Origin of the sequence: Streptomyces sp. TG1A-60 (assembly GCF_037201975.1) — a bacterium.
GTDB lineage: Bacteria > Actinomycetota > Actinomycetes > Streptomycetales > Streptomycetaceae > Streptomyces.
Genome location: NZ_CP147520.1, coordinates 2,128,021 through 2,150,371, shown reverse-complemented (window position 1 = coordinate 2,150,371; position 22,351 = coordinate 2,128,021). Strand labels below are relative to the sequence as shown.

The window sequence follows — 22,351 nt, the reverse complement described above, 5'->3', positions numbered from 1 at the left end:
CCGGACGGGACCGGCATGGCTGGACAGCCGCATGCAAGGTTACTTACCTTCGCCGTCCAAGCGGATGCCGGTCGCCTGTGTTTCCGTCCGGAGGTGTGCGGACCGTGTGCGAAGCTGCCGAACTGTTATGGCCTGGTTCGGCCATGGTGAAACACTGGGCAGGCTTCCAGGAGAAGCTCGGCGAGTCGAGTGCCTTCCGAGCGTGGCAGGGAGTGGGCACTCGGTTTGCCGAGCAGAAGTATCCGCGTGCGAAGTGGTACGAGTGGTATGAGCAGTACGAGTAGTGCGAAGCGTTCGAATACGGCGAAGTACGTCTAGCAGGAACGGTCGACCCTTGCGGGAGGGGCACAGTGGAGTCTGGCGCAGCGACGCGGGGCACTAAGACGCGCGCGAAAGGCGGACAGTCCCTGAACGACCAGCGCACATCGCGTAAATCCAACCATGGGACCACCACCGTGGACACGGCTGCCCTGAACCGGCTGCTCACGGCGCTGGAGGCGATGCGGGACGGCAACTTCCGCAAGCGGCTGACCGTGTCCGGCGACGGTGTCATGGCCGAGATCGCGGCCGTGTACAACGAGGTCGCGGACCGGAATCTGCATCTGACCGGCGAGTTGTCGCGGGTGCGGCGCATGGTGGGGCGTGAGGGAAAACTCACGGAGCGGCTGGAGACGGGAGCCACCGAGGGGTCCTGGGCGACCGCCATCGACGCGTCGAACGCGCTGGTCGACGACCTCGTACGGCCTGTCTCCGAGGTCAGTCGGGTGCTGTCGGCCGTCGCGGAGGGAGATCTCTCGCCGCGTATGGAGCTGCGGACGCAGGCGCCGGACGGGACCGGGCATCCGCTGCGAGGGGAGTTCCTGAAGGTCGGGCGTACGGTCAACAACCTGGTCGATCAGCTGTCGACGTTCACCGATGAGGTCACTCGCGTGGCCAGCGAGGTGGGTACCGAGGGCAAGCTGGGCGGGCAGGCCAAGGTGCGCGGTATGTCGGGTTCGTGGAAGGACCTGACCGAGTCCGTCAACACCATGGCGCACCGACTCACCGCACAGGTGAGGGACATCGCGTTGGTGACGACCGCGGTCGCGAAGGGTGACTTGTCCCGGAAGGTCACGGTTCATGTGGCCGGCGAGATGCTGGAGCTGAAGGAGACCGTCAACACGATGGTCGACCAGCTCTCCGCCTTCTCCTCCGAGGTGACGCGAGTCGCCCGTGAGGTGGGCACCGAGGGGCAGCTCGGTGGTCAGGCCGAGGTGCCGGGCGTGGCCGGTGTGTGGAAGGAGCTCACCGATTCGGTGAACACCATGGCCGGCAACCTCACCGCGCAGGTGCGGGGGATTGCCCAGGTCACCACCGCGGTCGCCAACGGCGACCTGTCGCAGAAGGTGACCGTGCCCGCACGGGGCGAGGTCGCCAAGCTCGCCGAGACCATCAACCAGATGACCGAGACGCTGCGGATCTTCGCCGACGAGGTCACGCGGGTGGCCAACGAGGTCGGTGCCGAGGGCCGGCTGGGCGGTCAGGCGCAGGTGCCGGGCGCGGCGGGAACATGGAAGGACCTCACCGATTCGGTGAACACGGTCTTCCGGAACCTCACCACGCAGGTGCGGGACATCGCGGCGGTGACGACGGCCGTGGCCGACGGCGACCTCTCGCAGAAGGTCACCGTGGACGTGGCCGGCGAGATGCTGGAGCTGAAGAACACCGTCAATGGGATGGTCGACCAGCTGTCCTCCTTCGGCGCCGAGGTCACGCGGGTGGCCAACGAGGTCGGTGCCGAGGGCCGGCTGGGCGGTCAGGCGCAGGTGCCGGGTGCGGCCGGTACGTGGAAGGACCTGACGGACTCCGTCAACACCGCGTTCCGGAATCTCACCGGACAGGTGAGGAACATCGCGGCGGTGACGACGGCCGTGGCCAACGGCGACCTCTCGCAGAAGGTCACCGTCGATGTCGCGGGCGAGATGCTCGAACTGAAGAACACCGTGAACACGATGGTGGACCAGTTGTCGTCGTTCGCGGACCAGGTGACGCGGATGGCCCGGGACGTGGGCACGGAGGGCCGCCTCGGCGGTCAGGCCCGTGTGGACGGTGTCTCGGGCACGTGGAAGGAACTCACCGACTCCGTCAACTCGATGGCCGGCAACCTCACCTCGCAGGTGCGCAACATCGCCCAGGTGACGACGGCCGTGGCCCGCGGCGACCTGTCGCAGAAGATCGACGTCGACGCGCGCGGTGAGATCCTGGAGCTGAAGAACACCATCAACACGATGGTGGACCAGTTGTCGTCCTTCGCCGACCAGGTGACCCGGGTCGCCCGGGACGTGGGCACGGAGGGCCGCCTCGGCGGTCAGGCGCAGGTGCCCGGTGTCGCCGGCGTGTGGCGCGACCTCACCGAGTCCGTGAACGGCATGGCCGGCAACCTCACCGGCCAGGTGCGCAACATCGCGCAGGTCGCCACGGCGGTGGCCCGCGGTGACCTGTCGCAGAAGATCACCGTGGACGCGCGCGGCGAGATCCTGGAGCTGAAGAACACGCTGAACACGATGGTGGACCAGCTGTCGTCGTTCGCGGAGGAGGTCACCAGGGTCGCCCGTGAGGTGGGCACCGAGGGACAGCTCGGCGGTCAGGCCGAGGTGCAGGGCGTCTCCGGTACCTGGAAGGACCTCACGCAGTCGGTGAACTTCATGGCGAACAACCTGACGATCCAGGTGCGTCAGATCGCCGAGGTCACGACCGCCGTCGCCAAGGGCGACCTGTCGAAGAAGATCACCGTCGACGCGCGGGGCGAGATCCTCGAACTCGTCACCACCGTGAACACGATGGTGGACCAGTTGTCGTCCTTCGCCGAGCAGGTGACCCGGGTGGCCCGCGAGGTGGGTACCGAGGGCATCCTCGGCGGCCAGGCGCACGTGCCGGGCGTCACCGGTATCTGGAAGGACCTCAGCGGCAATGTGAACCTGATGGCCAAGAACCTGACCATGCAGGTGCGGAACATCTCCCAGGTCGCGGCGGCCGTCGCCAACGGCGACCTGACCCGTACGGTGACGATCGAAGCGCGCGGCGAGGTCGCGCAGCTCGCCGACACCTTCAACAGCATGGTGAAGACGCTGAGTTCGTTCGCCGACCAGGTCACCAAGGTGGCCCGTGAGGTGGGCACGGACGGCATCCTGGGCGGTCAGGCGCACGTGCCGGGTGTCGCGGGCACCTGGAAGGACCTCACCGAGTCCGTGAACTCGATGGCGTCCAACCTCACCGGACAGGTCCGCAACATCGCGATGGTGACGACCGCCATCGCCAAGGGCGACCTGACCAAGAAGATCGACATTGATGCGCGCGGTGAGATCCTGGAGCTCAAGACCACCATCAACACGATGGTGGACCAGTTGTCGTCCTTCGCCGAGGAGGTCACCAGGGTCGCCCGTGAGGTGGGCACCGAGGGGCAGCTGGGCGGTCTTGCCCGGGTACGGGACGTCGATGGCACCTGGCGCGACCTCACCGAGTCGGTGAACGAGATGGCCGGGAACCTGACCCGGCAGGTGCGTGCCATCGCGCGCGTGGCCACCGCGGTGACCCGGGGCGACCTGAACCTCAAGATCGATGTCGACGCGTCCGGCGAGATCAAGGAGCTGCAGGACTACATCAACAAGATGATCGCCAACCTGCGCGACACCACGATCGCCAACCAGGAGCAGGACTGGCTCAAGGGCAACCTCGCCCGTATCTCCGCGCTGATGCAGGGCCGCCGGGATCTCGACGACGTGGCCTCGCTGATCATGAGTGAGCTGACGCCGGTGGTGTCCGCGCAGCATGGCGCGTTCTTCCTCGCGCTGCCGTTCCTCGACGGCAAGGACCTCGCCCCGGACAACGAAGAGCAGTACGAGCTGCGCATGCTCGGTTCGTACGGCTACTCCATGGGCTCGATGCCGACGTCCTTCCGGCCCGGTGAGGCGCTGGTCGGGACGGCCGCGAAGGAGAAGCGCACGATCCTTGTGGAGAACGCGCCGAGCGGCTATCTGAAGATCTCGTCCGGGCTCGGAGAGGCGCCCCCCGCGCAGGTCATCGTGCTTCCGGTGCTCTTCGAGGGGACCGTGCTCGGGGTGATCGAGCTGGCGTCGTTCACGCCGTTCACGCAGATCCAGAAGGACTTCCTGAACCAGATCGCGGAGATGATCGCGACGAGCGTCAACACCATTTCCGTCAACACCAAGACCGAGGTGCTGCTGAAGCAGTCGCAGGAGCTGACCGAGCAACTGCGCGAGCGTTCGGACGAGTTGGAGAACCGGCAGAAGGCCCTCCAGGCGTCCAACGCCGAACTGGAGGAGAAGGCCGAGCTGCTGGCCCGGCAGAACCGCGACATCGAGGTCAAGAACACCGAGATCGAGGAGGCGCGACAGGTCCTGGAGGAGCGTGCCGAGCAATTGGCCGTCTCCATGCGCTACAAGAGCGAGTTCTTGGCGAACATGTCGCACGAGCTGCGCACCCCGCTCAACTCGCTGCTGATCCTCGCCAAACTGCTCGCCGACAACGCCGAGTCGAACCTGACGCCCAAGCAGGTCGAGTTCGCCGAGACGATCCACGGGGCTGGTTCCGACCTGCTCCAGCTGATCAACGACATCCTGGACCTGTCGAAGGTCGAGGCGGGCAAGATGGACGTCTCACCGACCCGTATCGCGCTCGTCCAACTCGTCGACTACGTGGAGGCCACCTTCCGGCCGCTGACCGCCGAGAAGGGTCTCGACTTCTCCGTACGGGTCTCGCCGGAGCTGCCCGCGACGCTGCACACGGACGAGCAGCGGCTGTTGCAGGTGCTGCGGAACCTGTTGTCCAACGCGGTGAAGTTCACCGACTCCGGGGCCGTCGAGCTGGTCATCCGGCCGGCCGGCGCGGATGTGCCGGTTGCGATCAGGGAGCAGTTGCTGGAAGCGGGCTCGCTGCGGGACGCGGACGCCGACATGATCGCGTTCTCGGTGACGGACACGGGCATCGGCATCGCGGCCAGCAAGATGCGGGTGATCTTCGAGGCGTTCAAGCAGGCGGACGGCACCACGAGCCGCAAGTACGGCGGTACGGGTCTGGGGCTGTCCATCTCGCGGGAGATCGCCCGGCTGCTGGGCGGCGAGATCCACGCGCAGAGCGAGCCGGGACGCGGCTCCACCTTCACCCTGTATTTGCCACTGCACCCGAGCGAACTGCCCCCGCAGGGCTACCCGCACAACGCGCCCGCCGCGCTGGGGGCCGGGGAACTGCTGGCCTCCGAGAACGAACTGACCGAGTCCGCCGAGACGCCGGCCGAGGTGAAGTCGTACCGCGAGACCCAGAACGGGGCCGCCGCGCTCTTCAGGCGGCGCCGCAGGGCCGTGTCGGCCCCTTCCCCGTCCGCCCCGCCCGCCGCGGGCAACGGGCAGGCACAGGAGCACTGGGCGCAGGAGGCGCCGCAGCCGCCCCGGGTCGCCCGCTTCGACAGCGAGAAGGTGCTGATCGTCGACGACGACATCCGCAACGTCTTCGCGCTCACCAGCGTCCTGGAGCAGCACGGCCTGTCCGTGCTGTACGCGGAGAACGGCCGAGAGGGCATCGAGGTCCTGGAGCAGCACGACGACGTGTCGGTCGTCCTGATGGATATCATGATGCCCGAGATGGACGGATACGCGACGACGACGGCGATCCGCCGGATGCCCCAGTTCGCCGGACTGCCTATCATCGCGCTGACGGCCAAGGCGATGAAGGGCGACCGGGAGAAGGCGATCGGCTCCGGAGCCTCCGACTATGTGACGAAGCCGGTCGATCCGGATCATCTGCTGTCGGTCATGGAACAGTGGATGCGCGGTGAGTGACACCGCGTACGACATGAGATGACAACCCGTTGGGGGGCGCGCGCAGTTGCTGACTGAGTGTGGCCGCGGCCGTGTAGAAACGCGGGATTCGGGGAACCTTCTGGTCCCCTGCTGCGTTTCTGCTACGAGCACAGTGACATCACGGTGACAGGGTGTGGCGACAGGCGGGGTGCGGCTACGATGACCGGCACAAGGACGGGTGGCGCGAGGGAGTCGTCCCCTGGGGTGACGCCGAGTGGTGTCACGCCGAGTCCTGCGGACAGGGGAGGCCCCAAGCCGGGGCGAGGAGGGCGGGCCATGGTACAGAAGGCCAAGATCCTCCTGGTCGATGACCGGCCGGAGAATCTGTTGGCGCTGGAGGCCATCCTCTCCGCGCTCGATCAGACGCTGGTGCGGGCATCGTCCGGGGAGGAAGCGCTCAAGGCGCTGTTGACGGACGACTTCGCGGTCATTCTGCTGGATGTCCAGATGCCGGGAATGGACGGTTTCGAGACGGCCGCGCACATCAAGCGGCGCGAACGGACCAGGGACATCCCGATCATCTTCCTCACCGCCATCAACCACGGACCGCATCACACGTTCCGTGGGTACGCGGCGGGTGCGGTGGACTACATCTCGAAGCCGTTCGACCCATGGGTGCTGCGCGCCAAGGTCTCCGTTTTCGTCGAGCTGTACATGAAGAACTGCCAGCTCAGGGAGCAGGCGGCGCTGCTGCGGCTCCAGTTGGAGGGCGGTGGCAAGGGCACGGCGGGCGGCTCCAAAGAGCCTTCCGGCGGCATCCTCGCCGAACTCTCCGCGCGGCTCGCGGCCGTCGAGGAGCAGGCGGAGGCGTTGTCCAAACAGCTCGACGACGAGGCGGCGGACGCCGCCGCGGTGGCCACAGCTGCCCATCTCGAACGCAAACTCACGGGCCTGCGCCGGGCGCTGGACGCGTTGGAGCCGGGCACGGGCGGGCCCGCATCGGTGCCGTCGCAGAACTGAGCACGTTCCGCGGCGCGGGCCGGGGGCACACAAGTGACTCAGGCCCGCGTCCAGTTGTGGACGACGGTCTTCCGGCTGAGGTCCTGTCGGACGATGTCAGTTTCGGGGCTTCGGGCGTGCGACACGAACGGGTGAAGCAGTAGTCACACGTGTCGGCTGTGGCCTCCACCGGTAACCTCACACTCATGGCCTCACGTCAGTCCGCAGCGAAGAAGCCGCCCGCGAAGAAGGCGGCGGCTCCGGCGAAGAAGGCCCCCGCGAAAAAAGCCGCCGCCAAGAAGGCACCCGCGAAGAAGACGGCCCCTCCGAAGCCGGCTCCCAATCCGACCGGGGGCGTGTACAGACTCGTACGCGCTGTCTGGCTCGGCGCCGCGCACGCCGTCGGCGCCGTCTTCCGAGGCATAGGGCAGGGCGCGAAGAATCTCGACCCGGCGCACCGCAAGGACGGTCTCGCGCTGCTGCTGCTCGCCCTTGCCCTGATCGTCGCCGCCGGCACCTGGTCCCATCTGCGCGGCCCGGTCGGCGAACTCGTCGAGATGCTCGTGACCGGCGCCTTCGGCCGGCTCGACCTGCTCGTGCCGATACTGCTCGGGGTCATCGCCGTACGGTTCATCCGGCACCCCGAGAAGCCCGAGGCCAACGGCCGGATCGTCATCGGCCTGTCCGCGCTCGTCATCGGCGTGCTCGGACAGGTCCACATCGCCTGCGGTTCGCCCGCCCGCACCGTCGGAATGCAGGCGATAAGGGATGCCGGAGGACTCATCGGCTGGGGCACGGCCACCCCACTGACCTACACCATGGGTGAGGCCCTCGCCGTGGCGATGCTGGTGCTGCTCACGATCTTCGGGCTGCTGGTGGTCACGGCGACGCCGGTCAACGCGATCCCCCAGCGGCTGCGGCTGCTCGGACGGAAGCTGGGCATCGTCGCGGACGACGAGGCGTACGAGGAGTACGGCGAGGACGACGCGCGCTACGAGGAGCAGTGGCGCGACGCGTTGCCCGCGCGCCCCCGCAGACGCCGCCCGGCCCCCGAGGCGTACGACCCAGTCGGCGCCGAGCAGGAGGCACCCACCCGGCGCCGACCGAAGCGCTCCGCCGTGCGGCAGCCCGACGCGGACCGGCCGATGGACGCGGTGGACGTCGCCGCGGCCGCCGCTGCCGCGCTCGACGGTGCCGTGCTGCACGGGATGCCGCCCTCGCCGGTGGTCGCCGACCTGACCCAGGGGGTGAGCGTGGGGGACCGGGAGGACACCACGCCCGTCCCGGCCGCCCGCGGCAAGGCGCCCAAGCAGGAACCCCCGGCTGCCAAGCCGCCCAAGGGAGCCAGACAGGACTCCCCCGTGCCGGACCTCACCAAGCAGGCTCCCGATGAGCCCCGCGAGCTGCCGCCACGCGCCGAACAGCTCCAGCTCTCCGGTGACATCACCTACTCACTGCCCTCGCTCGACCTCCTGGAGAGGGGCGGGCCCGGCAAGACCCGCAGCGCCGCCAACGACGCCATAGTGGCCTCCCTCACCAACGTCTTCACCGAGTTCAAGGTCGACGCGTCCGTCACGGGCTTCACCCGCGGCCCGACGGTCACGCGCTACGAGGTCGAACTGGGCCCGGCGGTCAAGGTCGAGCGGATCACCGCGCTCACCAAGAACATCGCGTACGCCGTCGCCAGCCCGGACGTACGGATCATCAGCCCGATCCCCGGCAAGTCGGCGGTCGGCATCGAGATCCCCAACACCGACCGCGAGATGGTCAACCTCGGTGACGTACTGCGTCTCGCGGACGCGGCCGAGGACGATCACCCGATGCTGGTCGCGCTCGGCAAGGACGTCGAGGGCGGCTATGTGATGGCCAATCTGGCGAAGATGCCGCATGTGCTCGTCGCAGGTGCGACCGGCTCGGGTAAATCGTCGTGCATCAACTGCCTGATCACCTCGATCATGGTCCGCGCGACCCCCGAGGACGTCCGCATGGTCCTCGTCGACCCCAAGCGCGTCGAGCTGACCGCCTACGAGGGCATCCCGCACCTGATCACGCCGATCATCACCAACCCCAAGCGGGCCGCCGAGGCCCTGCAGTGGGTCGTGCGCGAGATGGACCTGCGCTACGACGACCTGGCGGCCTTCGGCTACCGGCACATCGACGACTTCAACGAGGCCATCAGGAACGGCAAGGTGAAGCCGCCCGAGGGCAGTGAGCGCGAGTTCCAGCCGTACCCGTACCTGCTGGTGATCGTGGACGAGCTGGCCGACCTGATGATGGTGGCGCCGAGGGACGTCGAGGACGCCATCGTGCGGATCACGCAGCTCGCGCGCGCGGCCGGCATCCATCTGGTGCTCGCCACACAGCGGCCGTCCGTGGACGTCGTCACCGGTCTGATCAAGGCGAACGTGCCCTCGCGGCTCGCCTTCGCCACCTCCTCACTCGCCGACTCGCGCGTCATCCTCGACCAGCCCGGCGCCGAGAAGCTGATCGGCAAGGGTGACGGGCTCTTCCTGCCGATGGGCGCGAACAAGCCGACCCGGATGCAGGGCGCGTTCGTGACCGAGGACGAGGTCGCCGCGATCGTCCGGCACTGCAAGGACCAGATGGCGCCCGTCTTCCGGGACGACGTCACCGTGGGCACCAAGCAGAAGAAGGAGATCGACGAGGAGATCGGTGACGACCTCGACCTGCTGTGCCAGGCGGCCGAACTGGTCGTCTCCACGCAGTTCGGCTCGACGTCCATGCTCCAGCGCAAGCTGCGCGTCGGCTTCGCCAAGGCCGGGCGGCTGATGGACCTCATGGAGTCCCGGGGTGTCGTCGGACCGAGCGAGGGTTCCAAGGCACGTGACGTTCTGGTGAAACCCGACGAGCTGGACGGAGTGCTGGCCGTGATCCGGGGGGAGACTGAAGGGGAGTGAGATCTGCGGCCGGGGCTCGAAAGGGTCACACAAAGGTCGCGGAGGAGGGGAAAACCGGTCGTCCGACGGGCGGAACGCGGATGTGCTTACGGCATTCGGGTATTCGAACGTGACTCACCCGTAAGGAAATCGTGAGCAACCGTTTCCCTTCGGTGTACGTCAAGTTGGAGGAGGGGGCAGTTTCGTGCCCCACCCCTCACCACCAGCAGGATGTCCGGCCATTCTGATGGCGTACAAAGTCCCACCGTCCGGTTGCCCCACCCTTTCGTACCCCCCCTAGACTGAACCTCCAGCACAGGTGGCTACACGCTCGAAAGGCGCCCCCGTGTCCATCGGCAACTCCCCTGACGGCAACTCCCCCGAAGACGAGCCTCCGTTCGAAGACGACCGTGACGAACGCTGGGCGGAACGCCCCTCGATCGGCCGTGCCCTTCAGCAGGCACGCATCGCGGCCGGGCTGACCGTCGACGACGTCAGCAGTGCCACCCGGGTCCGCATCGCCATCGTGCACGCGATCGAGCAGGACGACTTCGCCTCCTGCGGTGGCGACGTCTACGCGCGCGGCCACATCCGCACCCTGGCGCGCGCGGCGCGCGTCGATCCCGTTCCGCTGCTCACACAGTTCGACGAGACCCACGGCGGGCGGCCCGCGCCGACCCCGGCGGCCCCGCTGTTCGAGGCGGAGCGCATCCGACCCGAGCGGCGCGGCCCCAACTGGACCGCCGCCATGGTCGCCGCGATCGTCGCGGTGATCGGCTTCGTCGGCTTCACCGCCTTCAACGGCGGCGACGGCGAGGACGGCGACACCACGCAGCTCGCCGAGGGCTCCAAACCTACCAACAGCAAGCCCGCCTCCCCCCGCCCGCAGCCGACGAGCCCGACGCCGACCCGACCGACGCCGACCCGACCGACAGCGCCATCGCCGCCGCGCCTCGTGACAAGGTGACCGTACAGGTCAGCGCCGCCGACGGGCGTAGCTGGATCTCCGCCAAGGACCACAACGGCCGCCTCCTGTGGGACGGCCTCCTCAAGCAGGGCCAGTCCAAGACGTTCCAGGACAGCTCCAAGATCGACCTCGTCCTGGGTGACGCCGGAGCCGTCCAGCTCTACGTCAACGGCAAGAAGATCGAGGACGACTTCCAGCCCGGCCAGGTGGAGCGCCTGACCTACACGAAGGGCGACCCGGAGGTCGGCTGACCCTCCCGAGCATGCCGGGGTACGCACAGGCATCGTACGGGGAAGCGCCCCTACGGGTAGGGCCCTGCCCCGTAGACGTGGGCTGTCGGTGGGACGAAGTAGTCTTGAGCCCATGCCTGAACGCCGTACCGTCGCACTCGTCACTCTTGGCTGCGCCCGTAACGAGGTGGACTCGGAGGAGCTCGCAGGCCGCTTGGAGGCGGACGGCTGGGAGCTCGTCGAGGACGCCGAGGAAGCGGACGTCGCGGTCGTCAACACCTGTGGTTTCGTCGAGGCCGCCAAGAAGGACTCCGTCGACGCGCTCCTGGAGGCCAACGACCTCAAGGGACACGGCAGAACCCAGGCCGTCGTGGCGGTCGGCTGTATGGCGGAGCGGTACGGAAAGGAGCTGGCCGAGGCGCTGCCCGAGGCCGACGGCGTGCTCGGTTTCGACGACTACGCTGACATCTCCGACCGCCTCCAGACCATCCTGAACGGTGGCACCCACGCCGCGCACACCCCGCGCGACCGGCGCAAGCTGTTGCCGATCAGCCCGGCCGAGCGCCAGGAGTCGGCGACCGAGGTCGCGCTTCCGGGGCACGCCCCCGTCGATCTCCCGGAAGGTCTCGCTCCGGCCTCCGGGCCGCGCTCGCCGTTGCGCCGCCGCCTGGACGGCTCGCCCGTCGCCTCCGTGAAGCTCGCCTCCGGCTGCGACCGCCGCTGCTCCTTCTGCGCCATCCCCTCCTTCCGCGGCTCCTTCATCTCACGCCGGCCCGCTGACGTGCTGAACGAGACCCGGTGGCTGGCCGGGCAGGGCGTCAAGGAGGTCATGCTGGTCTCGGAGAACAACACCTCGTACGGCAAGGACCTGGGTGACATCCGGCTGCTGGAGTCCCTCCTTCCCGAGCTCGCCGAGGTCGACGGCATCGAGCGGGTGCGTGTGAGCTACCTCCAGCCCGCCGAGATGCGGCCCGGTCTCATCGACGTGCTCACGTCCACCCCCAAGGTCGCCCCCTACTTCGACCTGTCCTTCCAGCACTCCGCCCCCGCGGTGCTCCGCTCGATGCGGCGCTTCGGCGACACCGACCGCTTCCTGGAACTGCTCGACACCATCCGCGCCAAAGCCCCCGAGGCAGGCATGCGGTCCAACTTCATCGTGGGCTTCCCCGGCGAGACCGAGCACGACCTCGCGGAGCTGGAGCGGTTCCTGAACGGCGCGAGACTGGACGCGATCGGCGTCTTCGGCTACTCCGACGAGGAGGGCACCGAAGCGGCGACGTACGAGAACAAGCTGGACGAGGACGTGGTCGCCGAGCGGCTCGCGCGTGTCTCGCGGCTGGCCGAGGAACTGGTCTCGCAGCGTGCCGAGGAGCGCGTCGGGCAGACCGTGCGGGTGCTGGTCGAGTCGGTCGACGGGGACGAGGGCGCGTACGGCCGAGGTGCGCACCAGGCCCCCGAGACGGACGGCCAGGTGTTGTTCACGAGCGGTGAGGAATTGAGCGTCGGCCTTGTGGTCGAGGCGAAGGTGGTCGGCACGGAAGGCGTCGACCTGGTGGCCGAGGTGCTTCCCGGTTCGCCCGGCTCTCTCGCGTGTACTGAGGAGGCGGCCAGATGACAGGAGCCCCGGCATCCGCGGCGGGCGGCACCTCCGGCGCCAAGGGCGCGACGAGCGCTTCCGGCGTTCCCAGCCCCCCAAGCGCTGCCGGAGACGCGCGGCCCGTGCGCGGCGGGAAGCTGGGCGCTGCCGCCGTCAACCAGGCCAGCCTCTGGAACATCGCGAACATTCTGACCATGGTCCGCCTGGTTCTCGTACCGGGCTTCGTCATGCTGATGCTCATGGACGGCGGGTACGACCCCGTGTGGCGGGCGTGGGCCTGGGCCGCCTTCGCCGTCGCCATGATCACCGACATCTTCGACGGCCATCTGGCCCGGACGTACGACCTGGTCACCGACTTCGGGAAAATCGCCGACCCCATCGCCGACAAGGCGATCATGGGTGCCGCGCTGATCTGTCTGTCGTCCCTCGGCGATCTGCCGTGGTGGGTGACGGGCGTCATCCTCGGCCGGGAACTGGGCATCACCCTCCTGCGTTTCATCGTCATCCGGTACGGAGTCATCCCGGCGAGCCGCGGCGGCAAGCTGAAGACCCTCACCCAGGGCACCGCCGTCGGGATGTACGTCCTTGCGTTGGAGGGGCCCCTGGCCACTCTGAGGTGGTGGGTGATGGCCGTGGCGGTCGTCCTGACCGTCGTCACCGGACTCGACTACGTAAGACAGGCCATTGTGCTGCGTCGGCGCGGAATCGCCGAGCGCGAGGCCGCTGCGGAGGGAACGGAACATTGACTTCCACGGCCGCCGAGGTGCTACGACTACTGACAGTGAGGCGCGAGACGCTCGCTGTCGCCGAGTCGCTGACCGGTGGTCTGGTCTCGGCCGCGATCACCGCGGCCCCGGGCTCCTCCAAGGCATTCCGGGGCTCGGTCACCGCGTACGCGACCGATCTGAAGCACCGGTTGCTCGGTGTCGACGCCACTCTCCTGGACCAGCAGGGGGCGGTGGACCCACAGGTCGCGGCCCAGATGGCGGACGGCGTGCGCAAGGCGCTCGGCGCCGACTGGGGGATCTCGACCACCGGCGTCGCGGGTCCGGAACCGCAGGACGGCCGGCCCGTCGGCACGGTCTATGTGGCCGTCGCCGGGCCGCCCGCAGCCCATTCCGGCGTATCAGGTGGCGGGAAAGTGTCGTCGTTGCGGTTGAACGGCGGCCGGACGGAAATCCGTATGGAGAGTGTACGGAGCGTACTCGCACTGCTCCTTGAGGAGCTCGCGGGCGAACAGGCCGGGAACGAGCGGGCACAGGATACGGAACAGAACGGGGGGACTTGATGTTTGCAGCCCTGAGTGAACACAACAGCGCTCCCCGCACGGCCGCAGCGCAAGGCGGTACGGTGGGGCGTGAAGGATGCGGCTACGCGGTCCGAGGAGGGAGCCACCGATGATTCTGCTCCGTCGCCTGCTGGGTGACGTGCTGCGTCGGCAGCGCCAGCGCCAGGGCCGTACTCTGCGCGAAGTCTCCTCGTCCGCCCGAGTCTCACTCGGCTATCTCTCCGAGGTGGAGCGGGGCAGAAGGAGGCTTCCTCCGAACTGCTCTCCGCCATTTGCGACGCGCTGGACGTACGGATGTCCGAACTCATGCGGGAAGTGAGCGACGAGCTCGCCCTTGCCGAGCTGGCCCAGTCCGCAGCGGTCACCGAACCGGTGCCAGCACCAGTGCGTCGCCCCATGCTCAACTCCGTCTCGGTGGCCGGTGTGCCGCCGGAGCGGGTTACGATCAAGGCGCCCGCCGAAGCGGTGGATGTCGTCGCGGCGTGACTGCCGCGGGTGTGTGCGTGAGGTTCGGCGTGCGCCGGTGAAGAAGTAGAGAGGGAGCCCCGGGCGGGGCCTCCAGGGCGACCTGGGGGTGTCGGCCGGGGCTTTGTGCTGCCGGGCCGCTCGGGCTGAGGTCAGGGGCGGGCGTGGCCTCAGCCCGAGCGGCTCCCGTTTGCCGGGGTGGTGGTGTGCAGTCATCGTTGAGGGGCGGGCTCGGGGGCGTGCGCGCGATCCATTCCGTACGCCCGCGCAAGGTCGTAGGAACGCACAGGGGCGTACGGTCCTCTCAAGAAACCGGAGCGTGCCGATGTACGTGGTGAAGAGCCCGCTGTCCGAGGCCGATCTCAAGACCGTCTCCGAGGCGCTGCAAGGTGCCCTGGTCGATCTCGTCGACCTCTCCCTCGTGGCCAAGCAGATCCACTGGAACGTGGTCGGGCCGCGCTTCCGCTCCGTCCACCTCCAACTCGACGAGGTCGTGGACACCGCCCGACTGCACTCCGACACGGTCGCCGAACGCGCCGCCACCCTGGGTGTCTCGCCGGACGGCCGGGCCGCGACGGTGGCAGGGAGCAGCGGTATCGGCAAGACCCCGGACGGCTGGGTCAAGGACACGGACGCGGTGGGGACCCTGGTGGACGCGCTCGGCGCGGTGATCACCCGGATGCGGACGCGGGTGGAGAGCACCGCCGACGCGGACCCGGTGAGCCAGGACATCTTCATCGGGATCACCGCGGATCTCGAGAAGCACCACTGGATGTTCCAGGCGGAGCACGGGTAGCGGCGGCGGACACGAGCGGGCGCCGGCTCTCCGTGCTTCCTCTGATGGTGCGCCCGGGGGCGTGGACAGAGCGGTGTGTGGCTGCGGGGCGCATCGGCCGCCCTGGGGGCGCGGTCCCCGTGAGGGGGCCGTGCGTCCTTGTGCCGGTGGTGCGCCCTCTCCGGCCGTGACGAGAGCCGTCTAGCGTCGTTCTGGGGGCCCGAAAGGCCTGGAGGTGGCGGCCATGCGGATAGTTCGCTGGGGGGCGGCTCTGGGACTCGGTGCGCTGTGGTGGTGGGGTGTGCTGCGGCTCGCGCTGGTGCCGGATGCCGGTGCGGTGGAGGGGGCGGTCGCGGCCGGCGGGTGGGGGTTGAGTCTCCTGCCTGTGCACTGCGTGCCGAAGGGGAGACGGGCACCTGAGCGGTCGGGGGATGCGTCAGGGGGCGTGGGGTGACCATGCCCGGGGGAGCGCGGTTGGGGCCGCGGTCACCAGGGCATGGCCACCCCGCCGTTCGGGCGGAGGATCTGGCCCGTGGTGAACGACGATGCGTCGGAGGCGAGGTGCAGTACGGCGTGAGCTATGTCGTCGGGCTCGCCGACCCGGCCGAGGGGTGAGCGCCGCGCCATGAAGGTCTCCGTCCGCGCCTGTGTCTCGTTGTCGTGCCGGTCGGTCATGGGCGTACGGATCCAGCCCGGCGCCACCGCGTTGACGCGGATGCCGTGCGGGCCGACCTCGGTCGCCAGGGTCTTCGTCAGCTGGACCACCGCGGCCTTGCTCACGCCGTAGCAGAGCAAGCCCGGACCGCCGGTGTCGACGGCGCCGGAGGCCATGGTGACGATGCTGCCCCGCGTCGCATCGGCGATCATCCGGCGGGCCGCTTCCCGGCAGGCGTGCAGCACCCCCTTGAAGTTGACGCTCCACACCCGGTCGAGGTCCTCGTCCCGGGTCTCCAGCACCGGACTGCTGTGCATGACCCCGGCGATCGCCGCCATCACGTGCAACTGCTGGCAGGCGGCCACCGCCCGCGCGAGCCGGGCGCGGTCGGTGACATCGAGATGGTGGGTGTGCGCGGTGCCGCCTCCGGCCTTGACCAGGGCCGCGGTCTCGTGCAGGCCCTGAGCGTCGCGGTCCGCGCAGTGCACGGTGGCGCCCGCCTTGGCGAGCAGCGCGGCCGACGCGCGGCCGATACCGCTGCCGGCGCCGGTGACGAACGCGGTGCGGCCGGTGAGGTCGTACGCCGGGAGGGGCATGAGGTGACGGTACGAGCTTTTCTGACGGGCCGTCAATTGAGTGGGCGGCGTTGGGTTCGCGGATCAGGCCGGGCCGCTCGGGGAGCGCCCGGTGCCGGGGCGGGGCCAGGCTGGCACGTGGGGCACCAGTAGGTGGGGCGTTCGCGGGAGCCGTCGCCCTGGTCGGCCGTGCGGACGGGGGTGCCGCAGCGCAGGCAGGGGTGTGGGGCCCGGCCGTACACGAAGAGGTCGCGGTGGCGGTGGCCCGTGGTGCTACGGATCGGGCGGTCGCGGTTGGCCTCCAGGAGCTCCTTGGCGAGCGTCGGCAGGCGGGCGGCGGTGTCCTCGGGGAGGGAGCCGACGGGGAGCCAGGGGGTGACCCTGAGCAGGAAGCACAGCTCGCTCTTGTAGACGTTGCCGATGCCGGCGAGATTGCGCTGGTCGAGCAGTGCCTCGCCGAGGGGGCGGGACGGGTCGCTCAGGAGGTTCGCGAGGGCGCGGCCGGGGTCCCAGTCCGGGCCGAGCAGGTCGGGGCCCAGGTGACCGACGGCTCGCTGCTCGTCGGTGGTGCGGAGCAGTTCCAGGATGGGGAGGCGGTAGCCGACGGCCGTGCGGTCGGCGGTGCCGAGGATCGCGCGGATCTGGTGCGCGGGGCCGCCGCGCCAGCGCTCGCCGTTGCCGTACACCTTCCAGGAACCGTCCATCCGCAGGTGCGAGTGCAGGGTCAGGCCGCCCTCGATGCGGGTCAGGAGGTGTTTGCCGCGGGGGGTGATGTCCAGGACGGTGCGGCCGGTGAGGTCGGCCGTGGCGTACTTCGGCACGCGTAGGTCGGAGCGGGACAGCACCTTGCCGGCGAGAGCGGCGTGGAGTCGTCTCGCCGTTTGCCAGACGGTGTCACCTTCGGGCATGGGTCAAGGGTGGCATGCGCTGGGGGCCGGGGCCGGGGGCGCTTTACAGCTCGGAGGGCTTGGTGGGGTGGCGGGTGCGGGTTGTGGGGGCTGGTCGCGCCGACCCTCGCGCCCCTTTCGGGGCCGGAGCCACGCTTTTCACACTCGGATGCGCAGGCCGCGCGGGGTTGCGATGAAGCCTGCTGCTTCCAGGAGGGGGCCGTGGGGGGAGGTGAGGGCTGAGGTGCCGTTCACGCGTTCCACCGTGACCGTGCCGAGGGAGCCCGCGCGGGCCGCCGTGGCCAGGGCTTCGGCGGCCGCGGGGAGGCGGGGGTCGCCCATGGGCCTCGCGTCCGGGTCGGCGGGCCAGGCCAGCAGGGTCTTGCCGCCACGCTCCATGTAGAGGGTCAGCTCACCGTCGACCAGGACGACCAGGGAGCCCGCCTTGCGGCCCGGTTTGTGGCCCGCTTCGGTGGGCGGGTCGGGCCAGGGGAGGGCGGCGCCGTAGGCGTTCGCCGGGTCGGCGGCGGCCAGGACGACGGCACGGGGGGAGGGGGTGGGGCCGGTGCGGTGCGGGGGGCCGCCTCGGCCGTACGGGCTGGAGTGAGTGGAGGCACCGCCTTGGTCGTATGAACTGCCTCGGCCGTATGGGCCGCCTTGGTCGAGCGGGCTGATTTCGCTGTGGTCGCCGTCGGGGTTCCAGTCCGGGGTGGTCGGAGTGTCGAAGCCGGCGGGGGCGAGGAGGCCGGAGTCGTCGGGGAACCCGTCCCGAAGCGCCGCGGTTGCCGTGCCGTGGCCTTCGGGGGAGTCGTTCGGGGCAGGGTCGGGGACAGGGGCGTTCCGGTCGCGGGCGCTTGCGACGGCGCGCAGGCGGTCCACGGCGCCGTCCATCGCGAACTGGGCGGCACCCAGGCCCTCGACCACGTAGCCGCGGCGGGCCTGACCGCTCTCCTCGAAGACGGAAAGGACGCGGTAGGTCGCGGAGAAGCCGCCTTCGGCGCCCTCTGCCGCCACGGCACCCCGGGTCACGACGCCGTGCCGGTCGAGGAGGGTGCGGGCCAGTGCGTGGGCGCGGACCGTGGGGTCGGTCTCGGGCGCGGGGAGCAGGGACCAGCGGCCGGCGACCGTGGGCGGGCCCGTACGGGACTGGGGGCGCGCGGCGGCGGTCAAGGAGCCGTACCGGCCGCGCGGGACCGTGCGCTTGGCGCGGTGGGCGGTGGAGCCCGTGGTGCGGCCCGAGCCCAGCAGGGAGCGCATGGGGGCGAGAGTGTCGTTGGTTAGCCGGCCCGACCAGGCCAGATCCCAGACGGCGTCAGCCAGTTGGGGATCGGTGACGTCGGGGTGGGTGGTCGCGCGGACCTGGTCGGCGATCTGCCGGAAGAACAGACCGTAGCCCCCGGAGAGGGCGCTCAGGATCGACTCGTGGAGCGCGGCCAGCTCCAGGGGGTGCGCGGGTGGGAGAAGGAGCGGGGCCGTGTCCGCCAAGTACAGCGAGACCCATCCGTCCTTGCCGGGGAGGGCACCTGCGCCCGCCCAGACGACTTCGCCGGCGGCGGTGAGTTCGTCGAGCATGGCGGGGGCGTAGGCGGCGACCCGGGACGGCAGGACCAGCTTCTCCAGGGCGGAGGCGGGGACGGAAGCGCACTGCAACTGCTCGATCGCGCGCACCAGTCCGTCGAGGCCGCGCAACCTGTGGCCGCCGCCCACGTGCTGCCACTGGGGCAGGAAGTGTGCGAGCGCGGCTGGCGGTACCGGCTCCAGCTCGTGCCGCAGAGCTGCGAGCGAGCGGCGGCGCAGACGGCGCAGCACGGCCGCGTCGCACCACTCCTGGCCGATGCCCGCCGGGTGGAACTCGCCCTGTACGACACGGCCGTTCGCCGCGAGTCGATGGAGTGTCCCGTCCGTGACGGCCACGCCGAGGCCGAAGCGGGCTGCCGCCGTGGCCGAGGTGAACGGGCCGTGGGTGCGCGCGTACCGGGCGAGGAGGTCGCCGAGCGGGTCCTTGACCGGTTCGGTGAAGGCCTCCGGGACGCCGACCGGCAGGGCCGTGCCGAGCGCGTCGCGCAGGCGGCCCGCGTCCTCGGTCGCCGCCCAGTGGTCCGTGCCGGCGATCCGGACCCGGATGGCGCGGCGTGCCGCGGTCAGCTCCCGCGCCCACTGCGGTTCGGCGCCGCGCTCGGCCAACTCGGCGTCCCTGAGGGGGCCGAGGAGCCGGAGCAGGTCCGCGACGCCTTCGGCGTCCTTGACGCGCCGGTCCTCCGTGAGCCACTGGAGCTCCTGCTCCAGCTCGACCAGCACCTCGGCGTCGAGCAGCTCACGCAACTCCGCCTGGCCCAGCAGCTCCGCCAGCAGCCGGGAGTCCAGCGACAGGGCGGCGGCGCGGCGCTCGGCGAGCGGGGAGTCGCCCTCGTAGAGGAACTGGGCGACGTATCCGAAGAGGAGTGAGCGGGCGAAGGGGGATGGCTCCGGGGTGGTGACCTCGACGAGGCGGACCTTGCGGGACTCGATGTCGCCCATCAGCTCGGTGAGACCAGGAACATCGAAGACGTCCTGGAGGCATTCGCGGACCGCCTCCAGGACGATCGGGAACGAGCCGAACTCGCTGGCCACTTGGAGGAGTTGGGCGGCACGCTGGCGCTGCTGCCACAGGGGCGTGCGCTTGCCGGGGCTACGGCGGGGCAGCAGGAGCGCGCGGGCGGCGCACTCGCGGAAGCGGGACGCGAAAAGCGCTGAGCCGCCGACCTGGTCGGTGACGATCTGATCGACCTCGCCCTTGTCGAAGGCGACATCCGCCGCGCCGAGGGGAGCCTGCTCGGCGTCGTATTCCGTGCCCGCCTTCATGGGCTCCATGTCGAGCAGGTCCAGACCCATCAGGTCGGCGTCGGGCAGGCGCAGCACGATGCCGTCGTCGGCGTGCATGACCTGGGCGTCCATGCCGTACCGCTCGGAGAGCTTCGCACCGAGGGCGAGAGCCCAGGGGGCGTGGACCTGGGCGCCGAAGGGGGAGTGGACGACGACCCGCCAGTCCCCCAGCTCGTCGCGGAAGCGTTCGACGACGACCGTGCGGTCGTCGGGGACATGACCGCATGCCTCACGCTGTTCGGCGAGGTAGGAGAGGACATTGTCCGCGGCCCAGGCGTCGAGTCCGGCGGCCAGCAGACGCAGCCGGGCGTCCTCCTGGGACAGGGAGCCCACCTCGCGCAGGAACGCGCCGACCGCGCGGCCCAGTTCGAGCGGGCGGCCGAGCTGGTCGCCCTTCCAGAAGGGCAGGCGGCCCGGTACGCCCGGCGCGGGGGAGACCAGTACCCGGTCGCGGGTGATGTCCTCGATGCGCCAGGAGCTGGTGCCGAGGGTGAAGACGTCCCCGACCCGCGACTCGTACACCATCTCCTCGTCGAGCTCGCCGACCCGGCCACCGCCCTTCTTGGGGTCGGCGCCCGCGAGGAAGACCCCGAAGAGCCCGCGGTCGGGGATCGTGCCCCCGGAGGTGACCGCGAGGCGCTGGGCGCCCGGTCGTCCCGTGATCGTGCCGGCGACCCGGTCCCACACCACGCGCGGGCGCAGCTCCGCGAAGGCGTCGGACGGATAGCGGCCCGCGAGCATGTCGAGGACGGCCGTGAACGCGGATTCCGGGAGCGCGGCGAAGGGGGCGGCGCGGCGGACGGTGGCGAGGAGTTCGTCGAACTGCCAGGTGTCCATCGAGGTCATGGCCACGAGCTGCTGCGCCAGCACGTCCAGGGGGTTGCCGGGGATCCTCAGGGACTCGATGGAGCCGCTGCGCATCCGCTCGGTGACCACGGCCGACTGGACCAGGTCGCCGCGGTACTTGGGGAAGACCACGCCCGTGGAGACCGCGCCCACCTGGTGTCCCGCACGGCCCACGCGCTGCAGGCCGGAGGCGACCGAGGGCGGCGACTCCACCTGGACGACCAGGTCCACCGCGCCCATGTCGATGCCCAGTTCGAGGCTGGAGGTGGCGACCACGGCCGGCAGCCGGCCCGCCTTCAGGTCCTCCTCGACCAGAGCACGCTGCTCCTTGGAGACCGAGCCGTGATGGGCTCGGGCGAGGACCGGGGGCGCCCCCTGGGCCGCGCCCGAGCCGCCCATCAGCTCGGCCGGGGAGTGGTGCCCGTCCAAAGGCTCGCCGGTGGCCCGCTCGTACGCGATCTCGTTGAGCCGGTTGCACAGCCGCTCCGCGAGGCGGCGGGAGTTGGCGAACACGATCGTGGAGCGGTGGGCCTGGACGAGGTCGGCGATCCGCTCCTCGACGTGCGGCCAGATCGACGGCCGTTCCGCGCCCTCGTCGCCCTCGGCGACCGGGGAGCCGCCCAGCTCGCCCAAATCCTCCACGGGCACGACGACGGAGAGGTCGAACTCCTTGCCGGACGGAGGCTGGACGATCTCCACCCGGCCGCGCGGGGAGAGGTACCGCGCGACCTCGTCCACGGGACGCACGGTGGCGGACAGGCCGATACGGCGGGCGGGCCTCGGCAACAGCTCGTCGAGCCGCTCCAGGGAGAGCGCCAGGTGAGCGCCGCGCTTGGTGCCCGCGACCGCGTGCACCTCGTCCAGGATCACCGTCTCCACGCCCGTGAGCGCGTCGCGCGTGGCCGACGTCAGCATCAGGAACAGCGACTCGGGGGTGGTGATCAGGATGTCCGGCGGGCGCGTGGCCAGGGCGCGACGCTCGGCGGCCGGGGTGTCGCCCGAGCGGATGCCCACCTTCACCTCGGGCTCGGGCAGCCCCAGGCGCACCGATTCCTGGCGGATACCGGTCAGTGGGCTGCGCAGGTTCCGCTCCACGTCCACGGCGAGGGCCTTCAGCGGCGACACGTACAGCACCCGGCAGCGCTTCCTCGGTTCGGCCGGGGGCGGTGTCGACGCCAGCTGGTCCAGTGCGGCGAGGAACGCGGCCAGTGTCTTGCCGGAGCCGGTCGGGGCGACCACCAGCACGTCCGATCCCTCGCCGATCGCCCGCCACGCCCCGGCCTGAGCCGCGGTGGGCGCGGAGAAGGCCCCCGTGAACCAGCCGCGGGTCGCGGGGGTGAAGCCGTCGAGGGCTCGATCTGCGGAGCTGACCATGCCCCCATCCTGCACCCGCCCACTGACAACGGTCCGGACCTGTGGAAATGGCTTCGGTGGGTGGTGTGGGTGCGGGCTCGGCTCGGGCGAGCCCGCCGCTTCCGGCCGTGGTGCAGGGGACGGGTGAGGCGCAGCCGGG

11 protein-coding genes and 2 pseudogenes are annotated in these 22,351 nt (G+C 70.1%); 10 read left to right on the top strand and 3 right to left on the bottom strand.

Annotated features, from left to right (window positions below; genetic code table 11):
* The first annotated feature begins 455 nt into the window (after positions 1 to 455).
* From WBG99_RS08650 to WBG99_RS08605, 10 genes and pseudogenes are all read left to right on the top strand, one after another.
* A complete protein-coding gene (locus WBG99_RS08650) occupies positions 456 to 5,834 on the top strand; it encodes a HAMP domain-containing protein (RefSeq protein ID WP_338895773.1) in 5,379 nt (1,792 codons plus the stop codon).
* A 297-nt stretch (positions 5,835 to 6,131) separates the two neighbouring features.
* The gene (locus WBG99_RS08645; RefSeq protein ID WP_338895772.1) at positions 6,132 to 6,815 is read left to right on the top strand and encodes a response regulator; all 684 of its coding nucleotides are present in this window, start codon (positions 6,132 to 6,134) and stop codon (positions 6,813 to 6,815) included.
* A gap of 149 nt (positions 6,816 to 6,964) precedes the next feature.
* Entirely contained in the window at positions 6,965 to 9,712 is a 2,748-nt protein-coding gene (locus WBG99_RS08640; RefSeq protein WP_338895771.1) for a DNA translocase FtsK, read from the top strand.
* Between the two features lie 325 nt (positions 9,713 to 10,037).
* Positions 10,038 to 10,909, top strand: a pseudogene (locus tag WBG99_RS08635) (RodZ domain-containing protein).
* 112 nt (positions 10,910 to 11,021) lie between these two features.
* On the top strand, positions 11,022 to 12,503 hold the full coding sequence (gene rimO / locus WBG99_RS08630) for a 30S ribosomal protein S12 methylthiotransferase RimO (RefSeq protein ID WP_338895770.1): 1,482 nt from the start codon (positions 11,022 to 11,024) through the stop codon (positions 12,501 to 12,503).
* The gene (pgsA, locus tag WBG99_RS08625; protein WP_338895769.1) at positions 12,500 to 13,231 is read left to right on the top strand and encodes a CDP-diacylglycerol--glycerol-3-phosphate 3-phosphatidyltransferase; all 732 of its coding nucleotides are present in this window, start codon (positions 12,500 to 12,502) and stop codon (positions 13,229 to 13,231) included. The genes rimO and pgsA overlap by 4 nt, the downstream gene beginning before the upstream one ends.
* Positions 13,228 to 13,773, top strand: a complete 546-nt coding sequence (locus WBG99_RS08620) for a CinA family protein (protein WP_338895768.1) — start codon at positions 13,228 to 13,230, stop codon at positions 13,771 to 13,773. The genes pgsA and WBG99_RS08620 overlap by 4 nt, the downstream gene beginning before the upstream one ends.
* 109 nt (positions 13,774 to 13,882) lie before the next feature.
* A pseudogene (locus WBG99_RS08615) lies at positions 13,883 to 14,259 on the top strand (helix-turn-helix transcriptional regulator).
* A gap of 304 nt (positions 14,260 to 14,563) precedes the next feature.
* Positions 14,564 to 15,034: a DNA starvation/stationary phase protection protein gene (locus tag WBG99_RS08610; protein WP_338900264.1), complete on the top strand. Its 471-nt coding sequence runs from the start codon at positions 14,564 to 14,566 to the stop codon at positions 15,032 to 15,034.
* A 223-nt stretch (positions 15,035 to 15,257) separates the two neighbouring features.
* The gene (locus WBG99_RS08605) at positions 15,258 to 15,467 is read left to right on the top strand and encodes a hypothetical protein (RefSeq protein ID WP_338895767.1); all 210 of its coding nucleotides are present in this window, start codon (positions 15,258 to 15,260) and stop codon (positions 15,465 to 15,467) included.
* A 32-nt stretch (positions 15,468 to 15,499) separates the two neighbouring features.
* On the opposite strand, the gene WBG99_RS08600 is transcribed toward WBG99_RS08605, so the two are convergent.
* The 3 genes from WBG99_RS08600 to WBG99_RS08590 form a co-directional block, all read right to left on the bottom strand.
* Positions 15,500 to 16,264 carry an SDR family oxidoreductase gene (locus tag WBG99_RS08600; RefSeq protein ID WP_338895766.1) on the bottom strand — a complete coding sequence of 255 codons (765 nt, stop codon included), beginning with the start codon at positions 16,262 to 16,264 and terminating at the stop codon, positions 15,500 to 15,502.
* Positions 16,265 to 16,296: 32 nt separating this feature from the next.
* Positions 16,297 to 17,151: a DNA-formamidopyrimidine glycosylase family protein gene (locus tag WBG99_RS08595; RefSeq protein ID WP_338895765.1), complete on the bottom strand. Its 855-nt coding sequence runs from the start codon at positions 17,149 to 17,151 to the stop codon at positions 16,297 to 16,299.
* 138 nt (positions 17,152 to 17,289) lie between these two features.
* Entirely contained in the window at positions 17,290 to 22,212 is a 4,923-nt protein-coding gene (locus WBG99_RS08590; protein WP_338895764.1) for an ATP-dependent helicase, read from the bottom strand.
* Positions 22,213 to 22,351 lie beyond the last annotated feature (139 nt).